Below are 15,499 nucleotides of genomic sequence, written 5' to 3'. Positions count from 1 at the left end.
CGGTCGATGAATTCGATGAGGGGCACCCAGGCGGTCGATGCCGTCTCTTTACACTCCCCGGTGGTCCCCCACCTGCGCCAGTCGTGTGCTCGTCACTCTAACCGTTCAGGCGCGCCCGAATCGAACCCGCCGGCCGTCCACGGTGTAGCCCTCACGGGCGATCCGACCGACCGACTCGACGAGCATCGAGCGCTCGACGACCTTGATCCGCTCGTGCAGCGTCTCCTCGGTGTCGTCGTCCTCCACCAGCACCGTCACCTGGGCCATGATCATCCCGGTGTCGACCCCGGCGTCGACGATGAACAGCGTCGCCCCGGTCACCTTCACGCCGTAGTCCAGCGCGTCCCGCGCCCCGTGCATCCCCGGGAAGCTCGGCAGCAGCGCCGGGTGGGTGTTGAGCGTCTTCCCGCCGAACCGGTCGAGGAAGGCAGCGCCGACGAGCTTCATGAAGCCGGCGGAGACCACCAGATCAGGCTCGTACGCAGCCACCGACTCGGCCAGCGCCGAGTCCCACTCCTCGCGCGACCCGAAGTCCTTGACCCGGTGCACGAACGTCGGGATGCCGGCGTCGGTCGCCCGGGTCAGCCCCTGGATCCCGTCGCGGTCGGCCCCGACCGCGACGACCTCGGCCCCGTACTCCGGGGACGCACAGGCGTCGAGAAGAGCCTGGAGGTTGGTGCCCGAGCCGGACACGAGGACGACGAGACGCAGCGACATGCTGCGAACTCTAGGCGGATGGGGCGGCGGGGAGGGAACGCCGGTGCCACCAGGTCATGGTGAGACCGGCGAGGAGACCGGCGAGGCCGAAGAAGGCGATGGCGTTGACGAGCACCTGGCCGGCGTACGGCCCGACGTCGGCCATCCGGCCGGGGCCGACGGCGCCGCCGGCGATGCCGGAGAGGATCGCGACAAGGAGGCCGGCGACGACTCCGGCGCTGACGCCGCGGAGCGCGCCCTCCGACCAGCGCAGGGTGGGCCGGACCCGGCTGACCCGGCAGACGGCCCAGAAGGCGGTGAGTGGGCCGAGCGCCATCACGGCGGCGACCCAGGCGGGCGGGGCGCCGTTGTCGGGCAGCGCGGCGAGCATCGGGAACATCGGCAGCGGACCGAGGGTCACCGCCGTGGGGGTGACGGTCGTCCCGACGCCGACCGAGAAGCCCGGGCCCAGGGCGTACGCGCTGGAGAAGAGGACGGCGTTGGGCAGCACGAGGACGGCGAGCAGCGAGTAGAGGATGATCCCGCCGAGGTCGAGGTGGAGCTGGGAGACCACGTTGACCGAGGTGGTGAAGTCGGTGAAGAGAGCCGCGAAGAACACCAGGGTGCTGACCGCGAACCACCAGAGCAGGATCGAGCGGACCATCACCAGCACGTCCACGGCAGCGCGCGGCAGCAGCGTGATCCACAGCGCCGCGCGGCCGGAGCCGACCGCGATCGCGGGCAGCGCCACGACCACGCAGAGCCCGACCGACCAGGCGAAGACCCCGGCGATGCTCGGCGCGGTGGCCGGGGTGCCGGCGATGCTCGCGGTGACCAGGGCGGTGGCGGTGTAGCCGAGCGTGAAGAGCCCGGCCACGACCGGGACGGTCAGGTCACGCTCGCCGTCGGCGAGGGCGTTGGCGTCCGGCCCGTGCAGCGAGACCGCGTCACCGACCCGGACAGCCACCTGCCACATGACCCAGGCCAGGACGAGGGTGAGGCCGAGCGGGACGACGGTGACCGCCACGCCGGAGACGAGGACGCCGGACCCGTGGCCGAGCAGCCAGCCGAGCGCGGCGACACGCAGGGCGTCCGAGGGCTCGCCGTGGGCTCCCATGTCGCTGATGAACCAGCCGAGGATGCCGACCGCCAGGCACACGACCAGCGTGGACGCGGCCGTGCCGACGCCGCCGAGCAGGGCGACCGCGACCAGCGGGCGGCGGTGGCGGAGATCGTGGAGATCATCCGCGACTCGCCCGTCGGGGGTGCGAGGAGGCAGCAGCGAAGACATCGCCACTCATCCTCGCAACCCTCGTCGGCTCGATCTCGGCGACGCGCCGCCACGGCCCGTGCCCGGCTTGGTCACAGCGGTTGATACCCGCCTGTGCATCTGCGGGTATTGCCGTTCATTCGACCGAATCACCTACAGTTGACCGCTGACATGGGCATGACCGCGGCAGACCACGAGACCTTCGAGGCGTTCTATCAGGACGTCCGCGGACGCCTCCTTCTCCAAACCTGGTCGCTGACCGGGGACCTGGAGGCTGCCAAGGCCGCCGTGCGCGGCGCGCTGGTCATCACCTGGCACCACTGGCGCAAGGTGAAGCCGATGGACGACTTCGAGCGCGAGGACTGGGTGCGCCCGATCGCCTGGTCCAAGGCGATCCGCAACCACTCGGTGCCGCTGCTCCACCGCGACCAGACGATCGCTCCCGAGGCTCGCAGCACCCTCTCCGCGCTGCGCAGCCTGCCGCTCCACGACCGCAAGGTCTTCCTGCTCGGCCACCTCACCAGCGTCGACCTGGCCCAGCTGGCCCGCGAGGTCGGCACCCCGATCAGCCGCACCGAGACCGACCTGCAGGGCGCCAACGCCGCCATCTGCGCCGAGCTCGGGATCGCGCCCGAGCAGCTGCAGTCCATCTTCGACCCGCTCGTCGACGTGCTCACCGAGCAGCCCTGGCCGAAGACCTCGACGATCACCACCGCCGGTGCCGTACGCCGCCGGGTGCACACCGCGATCGGCGCGGTCGCGGCCGTCGCCGCCCTGGTCGGCACCGGTTTCTTCGTCACCCAGGACGCCGAGACCGAGCCCCGGCTCAACACGCTCTCGATGCAGTCGGCGGCCGAGGAGTTCGAGGTCGAGCCGAGCCAGATCCCCGGCAAGAAGCTGACCGCCAAGGACCTGATGACCGAGGACGAGGTGGCGAAGATCTACGGCGGCACCTGGGCCGTCGACATCTCCTCCGACAACCTCGAGGGCACCGGCCTCACCATCCCCTGCCAGGCCGACACCTCGGCCGACAAGCGGCCGGTGGCGAGCCTGGCGCGCACCTTCACCGCGCAGGCGAAGGCGACCACCGCCGGCACCACGATCGAGTCGTCCGTCGACGCGAAGGCGGCGGCTGCTGCGTACAAGAAGATGCAGGGGTGGTACGCAGCATGTGCTGAGCCCCGCTACCAGCTGATGTTCACCGAGACGGTCCAGGGCATCGGCGACGAGGCGACCCTCTTCACCTACCGCGACTGGGAGAACAGCCGGGCGGTCACCTACGGCGTCGCGCGCACCGGCCGGCACACCGCCGCGGTGACCGTGAAGACCGAGGGCAAGTCCAGCACCACCGCGGCCAAGACCTCGACCATGCTCGGCACCGCGGTCCACAACCTCTGCTCGATGCCCGGCGCGGGTGCGTGCGTGGAGACCAAGCGGCCGCGCGCGACGGTGGTCCCGATCCCGACCGGCAAGGCGCCGGGACTGATCAACGAGACCGATCTTCCGCCGGTCAGCACGATCGGTGACCCCTGGGAGGGCACCGAGGCGAAGGCGGCCAAGACCAACCCGGCCCAGACCCGCTGCGACAACACCGAGTTCAACGCCAAGGGCATGTCCGGCGCCCAGACCCGCTCCTTCGTGATCCCCGAGACGAAGAAGAAGCTCGCCCCGATCTTCGGGCTCACCGAGACCGTCGGCAAGTTCGGCTCGGCCAAGGAGGCGCAGGCGTTCAACGTCGCGATCAAGGGCCGGCTGGACAAGTGCAGCGACAAGCAGCTCGGCAGCCACGTCACCCAGCTCGCGACCGAGTCCATCAAGGACGGCGCGATCACGGTGTGGTACATCCGGGTCGAGCTCGAGAACACCTCGATCTACTACCGGATGGCCGCGATCCGGCGCGGTGCGAACGTCGCCCAGATGAGCTTCGTGCCCGACGGTGACGCCGACATCAGCAACTCCGAGTTCGTCGCGCTCGCCAAGCGCGCTGCGTACCGCCTCGACTACCTCTGAGCAGTTCTCGGTATTTCTCGTCCGGATGCAACCGGACCTGCCTCTCGTGCATCTGACTGATCGAGGCTGGCGCAGGGCCAGATCGGCGAGGCCCAGTCTGGGGGAGGCAAGCGATGGACGAGGACGAGTTCGACGCGTTCTACAACGCGTCCTACCGCCGCGTGTGCGCGCAGGTGTACGCCATGATCGGCGACTCCGACGAGGCCGCCGAGTGCGTCCAGGAGGCCTTCGCCCGCGCCTGGGCGCACCGGCGCAAGCTGTCCACGGTCGACTACCCTGAAGCCTGGGTCCGCACCACCGCCTACCGCCTCGCCGTGGGCCGCTGGCGCCGCAAGAAGTACGCCGGCCGGGTCACCGACAGAGCCGTCGGCATCCGGATGGAGATGCCGGCCGTGGACGAGACCCATGTCGCCCTCGTCGCCGCGCTCAAGAAGCTCCCCGAGGCCCAGCGCCAAGCCATCGTCCTGCACCACATCGCCGACCTGCCGGTCCATCAGGTGGCCGCCGAGGTCGGCGCCCCCACCGGCACCATCAAAGCCCGCCTGGCCCGAGGACGAGCCACGCTGGCCGAGCTACTCGCCGACGAAACACCCGGCGCCGTCTGGAAGGAGGCCTGAGATGAGTGATCCGATCTCGCGTCTGGACCAGTTCCGCGCCGACACCCCTGGAGCACCGATGAAGTCCGCAGCCGAGGTACGCCAACGGGGTGATCAGATCCGACGCCGCCAGCGCGCCATCGTCACCGCCGGTGCGGTAGCCCTGGCCGCGGTGGTCGCCGGGCCGATCATCTTCCTCTCCGCCGGGTTCGGCGAGCGGGCCACCGAGCCGGACCCTGCCCCGGCGCCGAGCCAGACACCGAGCACGGCGCCGAGCCCGTCGTCCTCGGCGCCGGCCGCGGACCTCACCCGTGCCCACCTCCCGACCGCGGACGACCTGGTCGCCGACGAGCCCGCTCCGCGGTGGGTCGAGGACCAGACGTACGACGACGAGGGCAAGAGCGACTACAACGAGTGCCTGCCCGAGTCGCTCCGGGACATGGGGGCGACCGCTGCGGTGCGCCGCGACTTCCTCCCCCGGTCCGGCGAGGAGCTCTCGGACTCCGCCGGGACGCTGAAGGCCGTCGTCGCCGAGTTCTCGTCGGCCAAGGAGGCCGAAGCGGCCCGCGCCGAGATCACGAAGGCCGCAGCGAACTGCTCCGCCCTCGACGCCGAGACCGCCGGCTCGTTGCCGGTCGAGGGCGGCGTCGCCTCGGCCGGGGACATCAGCGTGGTGACGTACCAGCCCGACGACCCCGACATGAACGCGGTCTGGGAGGTCGCGACGGCCGTCGTGACCGTCGAGGACCGGGTGCTGGTGATGACCCGGAAGCGTGGCGTGCAGAGCTACGTCCCGCCGACCGACCTGCGGACCTCCGCCGTCAACGCCACCTACCGGATGGTCGGTGCCCGGCCGCCGGCCGCATCGACGTCGTCGCCGGCGTCCAATCCGGCGTCGAACCCGCCGTCCTCGCCTCCGCCCGCCGACATCCTCGGCGACGCCCAACTCGTCTCGGCCGCGGCGCTGCCGGCGCTGCCGCTCGAGGGCGAGTCGTCGGCGACGTGGCAGCAGGTCGCGGCCCAGCCGACCCCGACCCTCTACTGCCAGGGCGCGTGGCTCTCCTCGTTGAAGGCCGCTGAGTCGGTCAGCCGGGAGTTCCGGCTCGAGAACCCGGGCGAGATCGGCAAGGTCAACGTGACGGTGCTGGAGTTCGCCACGAAGGCGGCCGCCGACGCGGCGTACGAGACCGTCCACGGCTGGCTCGACGGCTGCCCGGCGACGATGGCCGACGCGAAGCTCTTCACGGCCGGTCCGGTCGAGTCCATCGAGATCGATTCCACCCCCGCGATCGACCGCGCCGCACAGACCCTCGCCGAGTACGCCGGTGACTGCGGTGACGGAAACTGCGACGCCACCTGGTACGACCACCAGACCGTCGCTCAGATCGGGACCCGGCTGGTGCTGGTCACCCACGCCGAGGCCGGTGGTCCGTGCCCGCCGACCCGGGCCTGCCCGCCGGAGGAGGCCTCGGACTACACCGAGTGGGACAACCGGGTCGCCCAGACCGTCGAGGCCACCGTGGGCCAGGCCGTCGTGGACCTGCGCTGATCAGGGGACCCAGGTGCTATTGAACTTTACGGTCACGCCCGTCACCGCCGACACTGACGCTCTGGCAGGCGTCAGGGGACGCGCCAGGCAGAGCCAGCCGGGGAGGCGAACGATGGACGAGGACGAGTTCGACGCGCTCTACAACGCGTCCTACCGCCGGCTGTGTGCTCAGCTGTACGCCATGATCGGTGACTTCGACGAGGCGGCCGAGTGCGTGCAGGAGGCGTTCGCGCGCGCCTGGGCGCACCGGCGCAAGATGTCCTCGGTCGACTACCCGGAGGCCTGGGTCCGCACCACCGCCTACCGCCTCGCGGTCGGCCGCTGGCGCCGCCGGAAGTACGCAGGCCGCGCCGCCGACAGGGCGGTCGGCGCTCGCACCGAGATGCCGGCCGTCGACGAGGCCCACGTGGCTCTCGTCGCGGCCCTGAAGAAGCTTCCCGAGGCGCAGCGCCAGGCCATCGTCCTGCACCACATCGCCGACCTGCCGGTCCATCAGGTCGCCGCCGAGGTCGGCGCCCCGACAGGCACCGTCAAGGCCCGCCTGGCCCGAGGACGAGCCGCCCTCGCGGAACTGCTCGCCGAGGACAATCCCGGCGCCGGCGCCGTCTGGAAGGAGGCCTGAGATGAGTGACCCGATCTCACGCCTGGACCAGTTCCGCGCCGACTCCCCCGGAGCCCCGATGAGCTCCGCTGCCGAGGCCCGGAGGCGAGGCGACCAGATCCGCCGGCGCACCCGTGCCGTCGTCACCGCCGGCACGGCTGCCGTCGCCGCGATCGTCGCCGGACCGGTCATCTTCCTCTCCACCGGGATCGGCGATCAGGGCGTCGACCCGGCACGGAGCGACAGCATCAGTGCGGCCGAGTCCAGCGCGGCGGACTCCGTGTCGCCGTCCGATCTCACCCGCGCCAACCTGCCGACCGAGGACGACCTGGTCGCCGACGACCCCTATCCGGCGTGGGTCCAGGAGCAGACCTACGACGGCGAGGGCACGGACCCCTACAACGAATGCCTGACCGAGTCGCTGGGTGACTCCGGTGCGACGACGACGTTCCGCCGCGACTTCGTCGCGAAGCCCGGTGCGGAGATGGCGGACGCGGCAGGCACGCTGAACGCCGTCGTCGGGGAGTTCGACTCGGCCGACGAGGCCGAGAAGGTGAGCATCGACCTCTCCGACGCCGCGATCTCGTGCTCCGGCGTGGATGGCGCGGAGCTGGCCGGCACGCTGCCGGTCGAGGGCGACGTCATCTCCAGCGGCAGCATCGACGTGGTGACGTACTCCTCCGACGAGCCGGACATGAACGCGGTCTGGGAGGTCGCGACGGCCGTCGTGTCCGCCGAGGACCGGGTGCTGGTGATGACCCGGAAGCGCGGTGTCCAGGACTACGTCTCGCCGACCACCCTGCAGACCTCCGCGGCCAACGCCGCCAACCGGCTGGTCGGCGCCACGCCCCCGGCCGAGCCGTCCACCGATCCGGCCGCCGACCCGACGGCCACCGGCTCCCCGACCGAGGAGCGTTTCGGCGACGCCAACCTGGTCGCGGCCGGCGAGCTGCCGGCGCTCGACCGCTTCGAGAGCGCCCTCGGCTGGAACCGCTACACGCCCACCCCCGACGTGCCGACCCTGGCCTGTCAGAAGGAGTGGCTCTCAACCCTCGGCGCCACAGCCAAGGTGGCGGCCGACTACCGCTGGGACACCGATCGCGCCATGGTCGGCCAGGTGCATGTGGCCGTGCTGGAGTTCTCGGACGTGAACGCGGCGGGTGCTGCGTACAACGAGGTCATGGAGTGGATGGAGGTCTGCCCGGCCAACAAGCTCGGGGTCGACCCCGAGGTCACCGCGCTGCCCAGGGACGTCAGCGCCGACCTCGATGCCGGGCCGAAGCGCGCGGCGCGGTCGCAGGCGACGTATCCGGGGTCGGACGGCAACGACAGCATCTGGTTCGAGACGGAGCTGGTCGCCGAGTACGAGACCCGGCTGGTGCTGGTCGGCTACGCCGAGTCCGCTGGTCCGTGCCCGCCGAGCACCGGCGACAAGGAGGACCCGTGCTACCAGCCCGACCAGCCTGACTCCTGGCCCGACCGGATCCTGGCGATCGAGAAGGCGGCGGTGACTGCCGGCATCAGCGATCTGCGCTGACGGCGCTCCTCTTGAATACGATATGGTCGATCGTCTTTCATGACTTAGCGCCGAGACTCCTGTCACAACGCGCGCACGCAGGGAAGACACGTACTGGCCATGGCGTTCGGGACCCACAGAGCCCGACCCGCATCAACCCTGGAGTAGCCCTCTCGTGTCCACCGCCCCCACCACCAGAAGGCGGCTGCCGCTTCCGTCCTTCTCGGTCCAGATCATTCTCGGCCTCGCTCTCGGCGTCGCCCTCGGTGCCATCGCGCGAGCGATCGGGCCCGGGGCCGGCGACGAGGCCAATTGGCTGACGACGACCCTCGCCACGATCGGCAGCTCGTTCGTCGCGCTGCTGAAGGCCGTCGTCGTACCGCTGATCTTCACGGCCATCATCGCCTCGATCGCCAACCTCCGCACGGTCAGCAACGCGGCCCGGCTCGCCGGCCAGACGCTGCTCTGGTTCGCCGTCACCGCGGCGATCTCGGTCGCCATCGGCATCGGCCTGGGGCTGCTCTTCCGGCCGGGCAGCAACACCGCCGTCAGCACCGCGGACGCCGCCGAGGCCGGTGCCTCCGCGTCATGGCTCGACTTCCTGCAGGGCCTGATCCCCGGTAACTTCCTCGGCCTCCAGGCCTCGACCAGCGTCGAGCAGGTCGGCGGGAGCCCGGTCGCGGAGACCGCGCTGAGCTTCAACGTGCTCCAGGTGCTCGTGGTGGCGCTCGCCATCGGCATCGCGGCGCTCAAGACCGGCGAGAAGGCCGAGCCGTTCCTCGCCTTCAACCGCTCCTTCCTGGCCATCGTGCAGAAGGTGCTGTGGTGGATCATCAGGCTGGCGCCGATCGGCACCCTCGGCCTGATCGGCAACGCGGTCGCCTCCTACGGCTGGGACTCGCTGAGCTCCTTGGCCTGGTTCGCGGTGGCCGTCTACGTCGGCCTGGCCCTGGTCCTGTTCGTGGTCTACCCGGTGCTGCTGCGTGTCCACGGCCTCAACCCGATCGCCTACTTCCGCGGCGCCTGGCCGGCCATCCAGCTCGCCTTCGTCTCGCGCTCCTCGGTCGGCACGATGCCGGTGACCGAGCAGGTCACGGTCAAGAACCTCGGTGTCCCGCAGGAGTACGCCTCCTTCGCCGTCCCGCTGGGCTCGACCACCAAGATGGACGGCTGCGCGTCGATCTACCCGGCGATCTCGGCGATCTTCGTCGCCCAGATCTTCGGCATCGACCTGAGCATCACCGACTACCTGCTGATCGCCTTCGTCTCGGTCGTCGGCTCGGCCGCGACCGCTGGGCTGACCGGCGCCGTCGTGATGCTGACGCTCACCCTCTCCACCCTCGGCCTGCCGCTGGCCGGTGTCGGCCTGCTGCTCGCGATCGACCCGATCCTCGACATGGGACGCACCGCCGTCAACGTCGCCGGCCAGGCGCTCGTGCCGACGATCGTCGCCAAGCGGGAGGGCATCCTCGACATCGACCGCTACCGCTCCGCCTCCGCGGAAGGACTGCTGGCCGACGAGGAGCCCGCGGACGCAGTCGCCGCCTGATCATTCGTGGGCTTCAGCGCCCCGGCAGCCTGTGGCTGCCGGGGCGCTGTCGTCTCAGCCGGGGTAGGAGGCGGTGGACCGGGCCGTCCGCAGGGCCTCGGCCCACCAGGCGAGCTGAGCGAGCATCGCCTTGGCGTAGACGGCCGAGTCCGGGTCGTCGGGTCGGCCGTTCTCGTCGAGCCGCTCCCAGTAGCGAGGGAAGGCGAGGCGGGCCTGCACGGGATGGGCGTGCAGCTCGGTGAGCACGTTCTCCAGGTGCAGGGCGGCATGGCGGCCGCCGCTGTCGCCGCCATAGGAGACCAGCGCGACCGGCTTGGCCTGCCACTGGGTGAAGTGCCAGTCCAGCGCCGACTTCAGCGAGGCCGGGTAGCTGTGGTTGTACTCGGGCGTGACGATGACGAAGCCGTCGGCGGCCTCGAGGGCGGCGGTCAGGTCGCCCTGACCCTCCGGCCGTGGATAGTCGGCGCCGGCCATCTTCGGCGACTCGGCGGGTAGGGACAACGGGATCTCATGGTCGGCCAGGTCGATCAGCTCGACGTCGAGACCGCCGTACGCCTCGGCCTGCTCGGCCATCCAGGAGCCGAAGATCGGGCCGCCGCGACCTTCCCGGACGCTGGCGAGAATGACTGCGATACGTAGTGGTTCGTTCATGTCATCCAGGCTCACGCGGATCAGCGGGTGGCGGGAGACCGAGCCGAGGCTGGCCCCGCCAGGGCCACCCTGACCACCCGGCCCCGCCGTAGGCTTGGCGCCATGCCTGCCAACCCGGGAGCCCTCGGCTCGTTCATCAGGGACCGCCGGGACCAGACCACGCCGGAGAGCGTCGGCCTCCCGGTCGGCGTACGCCGCCGCGCGCCCGGCCTGCGGCGCTCCGAGCTGGCCACGCTGGCAGGGATCAGCGTCGAATACCTGGTCCGGATCGAGCAGGGCCGCGACCGCCACCCCTCGCCCCAGGTCCTCCGGGCGATCGGTGACGCGCTCCGCCTCGACGCCACCGCCCACGAGCACCTGCGCGCGCTGGCGATGGCTTCCAGCGGACAGTGCCTCGGGCCGTACTCCACGGGTCGCGACGTACGCTCCGGCGCCCGCGCCGTCGTGGAGCAGTTCGAGCCGGGACTGGCGGTGCTCACCAACCGGCTCGGCGACCTGCTCGCCCACACCTCCGGGTTCGACGCGCTCGCCCGGCCGCTCGGCCTGCTGGACCAGGCCGAGCCCAACCTGACGAGGTACGTCTTCCTCGACCCGCGCGCTCGCGAGGCGTTCCCCGACTGGGACCGGGTCGCCGACGACCGGGTCACCAACCTCTACCGCGGACCGACCGCCGGCGCCTCACGCCGGCTCATCGAGGCCATCTCGGAGCACGCGGGGCCCGAGTTCACCGGCCGGCTGAACCGCCACGAGCAGCCGCACGGCGGGGTGTGGCGCTGGCGCCACCCCGAGGCCGGCGAGCTGCGGCTCCAGGTCGAGGAGCTCGAGCTCCCGGCCGCCGACAACCAGCAGATCCTGGTGATGATGCCCGCCGACGACGCCACCGCCGAGTCCCTCGACGCGATGCGGCGCCGCCGGTCGGGCGCCCTGCGAGCGGTCTGACGTAGGTCAGCCTCGGTCGCTCTTCTCGGCGTCGTCGTCGGCCGACAAGCTGTGCCAGACCTCGTAGGCGACGGATGCCGCACCCTCCGCGTCGCCGGATGCGAGCAGATCGATCAGGGTGTCATGACGCTCGACCGAGGCCCGGCCGTCGGCATCGAAGCGGTGTCGCTCGGCGCGGCGTACCAGCGGGTCGAACTGCTCGAGGACCGTCTCGATGGCGCGGTTCCCGAGGACTGCCACGGGGACACGGTGAAGCTCCTCGTCGGCGTCGAGAGCCGCGGTGACGTCGCCGGCATCCACCGCCTCCGCGAACCGTCGGTTGGCCTCGCGCATGCGATCGAGCTCCCGCTCCCCCAGCTTGCCGGCAACCTCGCGCGCGGCCAGCTGGTGCATCGCGGCCACCACGTCGCGCGCGTCCCGTACGGCCTGCGACTCGATCGTGCTCACGGTCGTCGACCGTCCGGGCAGCGCCACCACGAGCCCGCTTCCCCCGAGGCGCAGCAGCGCCTCGCGGACGGGAGTGCGGCTGACGCCGAGCCACGCCGCCAGCTCGCCGTCCTTCAGCTGCTCGCCGGGACCGAACGTGCCATCGACGATCGCATCTCTGAGCCGTCGGTAGACGTCGTCCCGGAGGAGGGTGCGGTCGACGGCGGGCGTACCTGAGGGGATCGGCATGCAACATATTGCACACGGCTTCCCGGGTCGGCGCAAACCCGACATTGTTTCCGACTGTTGCATGCAATATATTGCACATTGGTGGCGGACGCCGCCACCGACAACCGCTCGCGGGACCGCCTCGCGGCACACGAAAGGAACGGCAGCATGAGCACCACCGGTCAGCAGATCAAGAACGTCGTGCTGGTTCACGGGGCCTTCGCCGACGGCGCCGGATGGCGCCGCGTCTACGATGACCTCACCGCCCGCGGATACCGCGTCAGCATCGTGCAGAACCCGCTGACGTCGCTCGCCGACGACGTCGCAGCAACGACGCGGGTCCTCGATCACCAGGACGGTCCGACCGTCCTGGTCGGTCACTCGTGGGGCGGAACGGTCATCACGGAGGCGGGAAACCACCCGAACGTCGCCGGCCTCGTCTACGTCTCGGCGCTCGCACCGGCTTCGGGCGAGACCACCGCGCAGCAGTACGAGGGCTTCGCCCCCACCCCCGATTTCGTCATCGAGGTCGGCGAGGACGGCTACGGGTTCCTCAACTCCGAGAAGTTCAAGGCCGGTTTCGCGGCGGACGCGAGCGATGAGGACGCCGCGTTCCTCCGCGACTCGCAGGTGCCGATCAACATGTCGGTGTTCGACGAGCCCGTGACGCACGCCGCGTGGGGCGACAAGCCGAGCTGGGCCGTCATCGCCACCGAGGACAAGTCGTTCGACCAGGCGATGCTCCAGCACATGGCCACCCGCGCGGGCGCCAAGATCACCAACGTGTCCGCGAGCCACGCGTTGTACATCACCCAGTCGGGCGTCGTCGCCGACACGATCGCCGACGCCGCCGAGCACGCGCTGATCCCGGCCGGCTGAGCCACCCGGGCGCTGAGCTCATCCGGCTGAAGCAACGGGGAGCGGCCTGGGCTGCCGCAGCCCGGGCACCGCCCCTCGAAGGAGACACACGATGACGATCACCACGCTTCAGGCGCCGCTGTGGATCGAGCTTCTCGCGGCCGGCCTCGGCGGGCTGCAGGGCGCTCTCTTCGCCGCGGGCGAGCGCCACCGCCGCATCGACGTCCTGGGAGTCGTCGTCATCGGCCTCTCCGTCTCGCTCGGCGGCAGCCTGCTGCGCGACATCTTGCTCGATCAGCCGCCCGTGGTGATCTGGAGCAACTCGTACCTGCTCGTGGCCGGCGCCTCCGCGGTCGTCGGCATGCTGGTCCAGCCTCTGCTGGCGCGTGCCGACTGGACGCTCACCGCCCTCGATGCGGTCGTGATGGGTCTGTTCGGCGCGATCGGCGCTTCCAAGGCCCTCTCGCTGGGGGCGGGTGAGGCCGGTGCTCTGGTGGTCGGGGTCGTGGGTGCCATCGGCGGCGGGATGCTGCGCGACGTCATCCTGAGCCTGCCCTTCTCGTTCCTGCAGGTGGGGACCTTGTACGCCGTCGCCGCCGCCACCGGCGCCGGCATCCTCATCGTGCTCGTCGGTCTCGGCACCCCGGTGGCGGTGGCGGGCCCGGTCTGCGTCATCGTGACGGCGACTGTCCGGCTGGTCGCCGTGCGCTTCGAATGGCGTTTCCCCGAGCAGCGGCCGCTGCGCCTCCGGCGACGCCTCGGGCGCGACGGCGAAGCCGCGTGATCAGCTCGACGGGATGTAGAGCTTGAAGCCGGGAGGCAGCTTGTCGGGTGCCCGGTGGCCGTTGTAGATCCGCAGCTCCTCCTCGGTGACACGGAACTTCTTGGCGACGCTCGCCCAGGTGTCCCCGGCGACCGTCGTGTAGACCGTCTCGCCGGTGCCGGGCTGGGGCTTCGGCTTGGGCTTGGGCTTGTCCGCCTTGGCCGGGATCTCGATCGTCGAGCCGGCGAGCAGCTTGGTGGGGTCCGTGTAGCCGTTGTGCGCCATCAGCTCGTCGGCGGTGACGCCGAACTTCTTGGCGATGCTGAAGAACGTGTCCCCGGCGACGACCTTGTACTTCTTCAGCTTCGGCTTCGCCGCCGGGATCTTGATCTCGCTCCCGGCCAGCAGCTTGGTGGGATCCTCGTAGCCGTTGTGGGCCATCAGCTCGGCCACGTCGACGCCGAACTTCTTGGCGATGCCGGAGAAGGTGTCACCCGGCGCCACGGTGTAGGTCTTCTCGGCCGGCTTCGCAGGCGGGCTGACCACGAGCTCGGCCCCCGCCCGGATCTTGGCCGGATCGGCGATCTTGTTCCAGGTCGCGAGGTCGGCGACCTTGACGCCGTACTTCTCGGCGATGCCGGAGAGGGTCTCCCCCGGCTGGACGGTGTGCGTCTTCCGCTCCGCCTTTGCCTGATCCACGCTCCGGTGCGTGCCGGGGGCCGATGCCGCCACCGCCGGGGCCGACCCGGCGATCGACGACCCGACCGAGGCTGAAACAGCGATGACGACCGCACCCGAGATCAAACGCGTCATTCTCTTGGCCATAGCCGTCACAGTAAACCGTTCGGACGCTCACGCGCGCCCATTCGAACCAATCCCCGAAAACACGACCGCCCCGCGACCATTGCGGTCGCGGGGCGGTCAGGGTCTGACGTACGTCAGAGGGACTGCAGGATCTCGCGAGCGAGAGCAGCGGTCTCCGACGGGGTCTTGCCGACCTTCACGCCGGCGGCCTCGAGGGCCTCCTTCTTCGCCTGCGCGGTGCCGGCGGAGCCGGACACGATCGCACCGGCGTGACCCATGGTCTTACCCTCCGGCGCGGTGAAGCCGGCGACGTAGCCGACGACAGGCTTGGAGATGTTCTCCTTGATGTAGGCCGCGGCACGCTCCTCGGCGTCGCCACCGATCTCACCGATCATGACGATGAGCTTGGTCTCGTCGTCCTTCTCGAACGCCTCGAGGGCGTCGATGTGGGTGGTGCCGATGATCGGGTCACCACCGATGCCGATGGCGGTGGAGAAGCCGAAGTCCTTCAGCTCGTACATCATCTGGTAGGTCAGCGTGCCCGACTTGGAGACGAGACCGACCGGGCCCTTGCCGGTGATGGTGTGCGGCGTGATGCCGGCCAGCGACTCGCCCGGCGTGATGATGCCGGGGCAGTTCGGGCCGATCATCCGGGTGGCCTTGCCCTGCAGGTAGGACCACACCTCGGCGGTGTCCTGGACCGGGACGCCCTCGGTGATGACCACGATCAGCGGCATCTCGGCGTCGATGGCCTCGATCGCGGCGTCCTTGGTGAACGCCGGCGGCACGAAGAGCACCGACACGTTGGCGCCGGTCTCCTTCATCGCCTCGGCGACCGTGCCGAACACCGGGAGCTCCACGTCGGCGCCCTGGGCGTCCTTGTGGGTGACCGTGGTGCCGGCCTTGCGGGCGTTGACGCCACCGACGATCTGGGCGCCCGAGTCGAGCATCAGGGCGGTGTGCTTCGCACCCATGCCGCCGGTGATGCCCTGGACGATGACCTTGCTGTCCTTGTTGAGGTAGATGCTCATGTTTCTCTCTCC

General features: G+C 70.5%; 15 protein-coding genes and 1 riboswitch. Of the genes, 9 read left to right on the top strand and 6 right to left on the bottom strand.

Annotated features, from left to right (window positions below; genetic code table 11):
• Positions 1 to 17 precede the first annotated feature (17 nt).
• Positions 18 to 95: riboswitch (ZMP/ZTP riboswitch) on the bottom strand.
• A gap of 10 nt (positions 96 to 105) precedes the next feature.
• Together purN and ACWZJV_RS19080 are read right to left on the bottom strand one after the other, a co-directional pair.
• Positions 106 to 717, bottom strand: coding sequence for a phosphoribosylglycinamide formyltransferase (gene purN / locus ACWZJV_RS19085; protein ID WP_457177875.1), 612 nt, complete (start codon positions 715 to 717; stop codon positions 106 to 108).
• Between the two features lie 10 nt (positions 718 to 727).
• Positions 728 to 1,987, bottom strand: coding sequence for a cell division protein PerM (locus ACWZJV_RS19080; protein WP_457177873.1), 1,260 nt, complete (start codon positions 1,985 to 1,987; stop codon positions 728 to 730).
• A gap of 150 nt (positions 1,988 to 2,137) precedes the next feature.
• Between ACWZJV_RS19080 and ACWZJV_RS19075 the strand changes: the two genes are divergently transcribed.
• The 6 genes from ACWZJV_RS19075 to ACWZJV_RS19050 all read left to right on the top strand — a co-directional run bounded on the left by ACWZJV_RS19075 (position 2,138) and on the right by ACWZJV_RS19050 (position 9,787).
• Positions 2,138 to 3,976 (top strand): hypothetical protein, encoded by a 1,839-nt coding sequence (locus tag ACWZJV_RS19075; protein WP_457177871.1) that lies wholly within the window; start codon positions 2,138 to 2,140, stop codon positions 3,974 to 3,976.
• Between the two features lie 113 nt (positions 3,977 to 4,089).
• Positions 4,090 to 4,593 carry a SigE family RNA polymerase sigma factor gene (locus ACWZJV_RS19070; protein ID WP_008364050.1) on the top strand — a complete coding sequence of 168 codons (504 nt, stop codon included), beginning with the start codon at positions 4,090 to 4,092 and terminating at the stop codon, positions 4,591 to 4,593.
• Between the two features lies 1 nt (position 4,594).
• Positions 4,595 to 6,121 carry a hypothetical protein gene (locus ACWZJV_RS19065; RefSeq protein WP_457177869.1) on the top strand — a complete coding sequence of 509 codons (1,527 nt, stop codon included), beginning with the start codon at positions 4,595 to 4,597 and terminating at the stop codon, positions 6,119 to 6,121.
• Between the two features lie 112 nt (positions 6,122 to 6,233).
• A complete protein-coding gene (locus ACWZJV_RS19060) occupies positions 6,234 to 6,743 on the top strand; it encodes a SigE family RNA polymerase sigma factor (RefSeq protein WP_008364052.1) in 510 nt (169 codons plus the stop codon).
• A 1-nt stretch (position 6,744) separates the two neighbouring features.
• Positions 6,745 to 8,259, top strand: coding sequence for a hypothetical protein (locus tag ACWZJV_RS19055; protein WP_457177867.1), 1,515 nt, complete (start codon positions 6,745 to 6,747; stop codon positions 8,257 to 8,259).
• A 154-nt stretch (positions 8,260 to 8,413) separates the two neighbouring features.
• A complete protein-coding gene (locus ACWZJV_RS19050; protein WP_457177865.1) occupies positions 8,414 to 9,787 on the top strand; it encodes a dicarboxylate/amino acid:cation symporter in 1,374 nt (457 codons plus the stop codon).
• Between the two features lie 54 nt (positions 9,788 to 9,841).
• Here the strand turns inward: ACWZJV_RS19050 and ACWZJV_RS19045 are convergent, their stop codons facing one another.
• Positions 9,842 to 10,438 carry an NADPH-dependent FMN reductase gene (locus ACWZJV_RS19045; RefSeq protein WP_457177864.1) on the bottom strand — a complete coding sequence of 199 codons (597 nt, stop codon included), beginning with the start codon at positions 10,436 to 10,438 and terminating at the stop codon, positions 9,842 to 9,844.
• A 102-nt stretch (positions 10,439 to 10,540) separates the two neighbouring features.
• Between ACWZJV_RS19045 and ACWZJV_RS19040 the strand changes: the two genes are divergently transcribed.
• Complete coding sequence (locus ACWZJV_RS19040; protein WP_457177862.1) at positions 10,541 to 11,377, top strand: helix-turn-helix domain-containing protein; 837 nt, start codon at positions 10,541 to 10,543, stop codon at positions 11,375 to 11,377.
• Between the two features lie 6 nt (positions 11,378 to 11,383).
• Here the strand turns inward: ACWZJV_RS19040 and ACWZJV_RS19035 are convergent, their stop codons facing one another.
• Entirely contained in the window at positions 11,384 to 12,052 is a 669-nt protein-coding gene (locus ACWZJV_RS19035) for a GntR family transcriptional regulator (protein ID WP_457177860.1), read from the bottom strand.
• 147 nt (positions 12,053 to 12,199) lie between these two features.
• Between ACWZJV_RS19035 and ACWZJV_RS19030 the strand changes: the two genes are divergently transcribed.
• Together ACWZJV_RS19030 and ACWZJV_RS19025 are read left to right on the top strand one after the other, a co-directional pair.
• Entirely contained in the window at positions 12,200 to 12,910 is a 711-nt protein-coding gene (locus tag ACWZJV_RS19030) for an alpha/beta fold hydrolase (protein WP_457177858.1), read from the top strand.
• A gap of 91 nt (positions 12,911 to 13,001) precedes the next feature.
• On the top strand, positions 13,002 to 13,673 hold the full coding sequence (locus tag ACWZJV_RS19025) for a trimeric intracellular cation channel family protein (protein WP_008364060.1): 672 nt from the start codon (positions 13,002 to 13,004) through the stop codon (positions 13,671 to 13,673).
• Here ACWZJV_RS19025 and ACWZJV_RS19020 read toward each other — a convergent pair whose 3' ends face one another.
• Together ACWZJV_RS19020 and sucD are read right to left on the bottom strand one after the other, a co-directional pair.
• Positions 13,674 to 14,465 carry a LysM peptidoglycan-binding domain-containing protein gene (locus tag ACWZJV_RS19020; protein WP_457177855.1) on the bottom strand — a complete coding sequence of 264 codons (792 nt, stop codon included), beginning with the start codon at positions 14,463 to 14,465 and terminating at the stop codon, positions 13,674 to 13,676.
• A gap of 125 nt (positions 14,466 to 14,590) precedes the next feature.
• Positions 14,591 to 15,487 carry a succinate--CoA ligase subunit alpha gene (gene sucD, locus ACWZJV_RS19015; RefSeq protein WP_008364062.1) on the bottom strand — a complete coding sequence of 299 codons (897 nt, stop codon included), beginning with the start codon at positions 15,485 to 15,487 and terminating at the stop codon, positions 14,591 to 14,593.
• Positions 15,488 to 15,499: the final 12 nt, after the last annotated feature.

The organism is Nocardioides sp. WG-D5 (assembly GCF_054031175.1).
The sequence above is the reverse complement of the archived record's forward strand: the minus strand, read 5'-3'. Positions and strand labels throughout refer to the sequence as shown.

Bases quoted from the DNA above. Each gene is read 5' to 3' on its own strand.
- purN (WP_457177875.1), bottom strand. From the start codon at position 717: ATGTCGCTGCGTCTCGTCGTCCTCGTGTCCGGCTCGGGCACCAACCTC.
- ACWZJV_RS19080 (WP_457177873.1), bottom strand. From the start codon at position 1,987: ATGTCTTCGCTGCTGCCTCCTCGCACCCCCGACGGGCGAGTCGCGGAT.
- ACWZJV_RS19075 (WP_457177871.1), top strand. From the start codon at position 2,138: ATGGGCATGACCGCGGCAGACCACGAGACCTTCGAGGCGTTCTATCAG.
- ACWZJV_RS19070 (WP_008364050.1), top strand. From the start codon at position 4,090: ATGGACGAGGACGAGTTCGACGCGTTCTACAACGCGTCCTACCGCCGC.
- ACWZJV_RS19065 (WP_457177869.1), top strand. From the start codon at position 4,595: ATGAGTGATCCGATCTCGCGTCTGGACCAGTTCCGCGCCGACACCCCT.
- ACWZJV_RS19060 (WP_008364052.1), top strand. From the start codon at position 6,234: ATGGACGAGGACGAGTTCGACGCGCTCTACAACGCGTCCTACCGCCGG.
- ACWZJV_RS19055 (WP_457177867.1), top strand. From the start codon at position 6,745: ATGAGTGACCCGATCTCACGCCTGGACCAGTTCCGCGCCGACTCCCCC.
- ACWZJV_RS19045 (WP_457177864.1), bottom strand. From the start codon at position 10,438: ATGAACGAACCACTACGTATCGCAGTCATTCTCGCCAGCGTCCGGGAA.
- ACWZJV_RS19040 (WP_457177862.1), top strand. From the start codon at position 10,541: ATGCCTGCCAACCCGGGAGCCCTCGGCTCGTTCATCAGGGACCGCCGG.
- ACWZJV_RS19035 (WP_457177860.1), bottom strand. From the start codon at position 12,052: ATGCCGATCCCCTCAGGTACGCCCGCCGTCGACCGCACCCTCCTCCGG.
- ACWZJV_RS19030 (WP_457177858.1), top strand. From the start codon at position 12,200: ATGAGCACCACCGGTCAGCAGATCAAGAACGTCGTGCTGGTTCACGGG.
- ACWZJV_RS19025 (WP_008364060.1), top strand. From the start codon at position 13,002: ATGACGATCACCACGCTTCAGGCGCCGCTGTGGATCGAGCTTCTCGCG.
- ACWZJV_RS19020 (WP_457177855.1), bottom strand. From the start codon at position 14,465: ATGACGCGTTTGATCTCGGGTGCGGTCGTCATCGCTGTTTCAGCCTCG.
- sucD (WP_008364062.1), bottom strand. From the start codon at position 15,487: ATGAGCATCTACCTCAACAAGGACAGCAAGGTCATCGTCCAGGGCATC.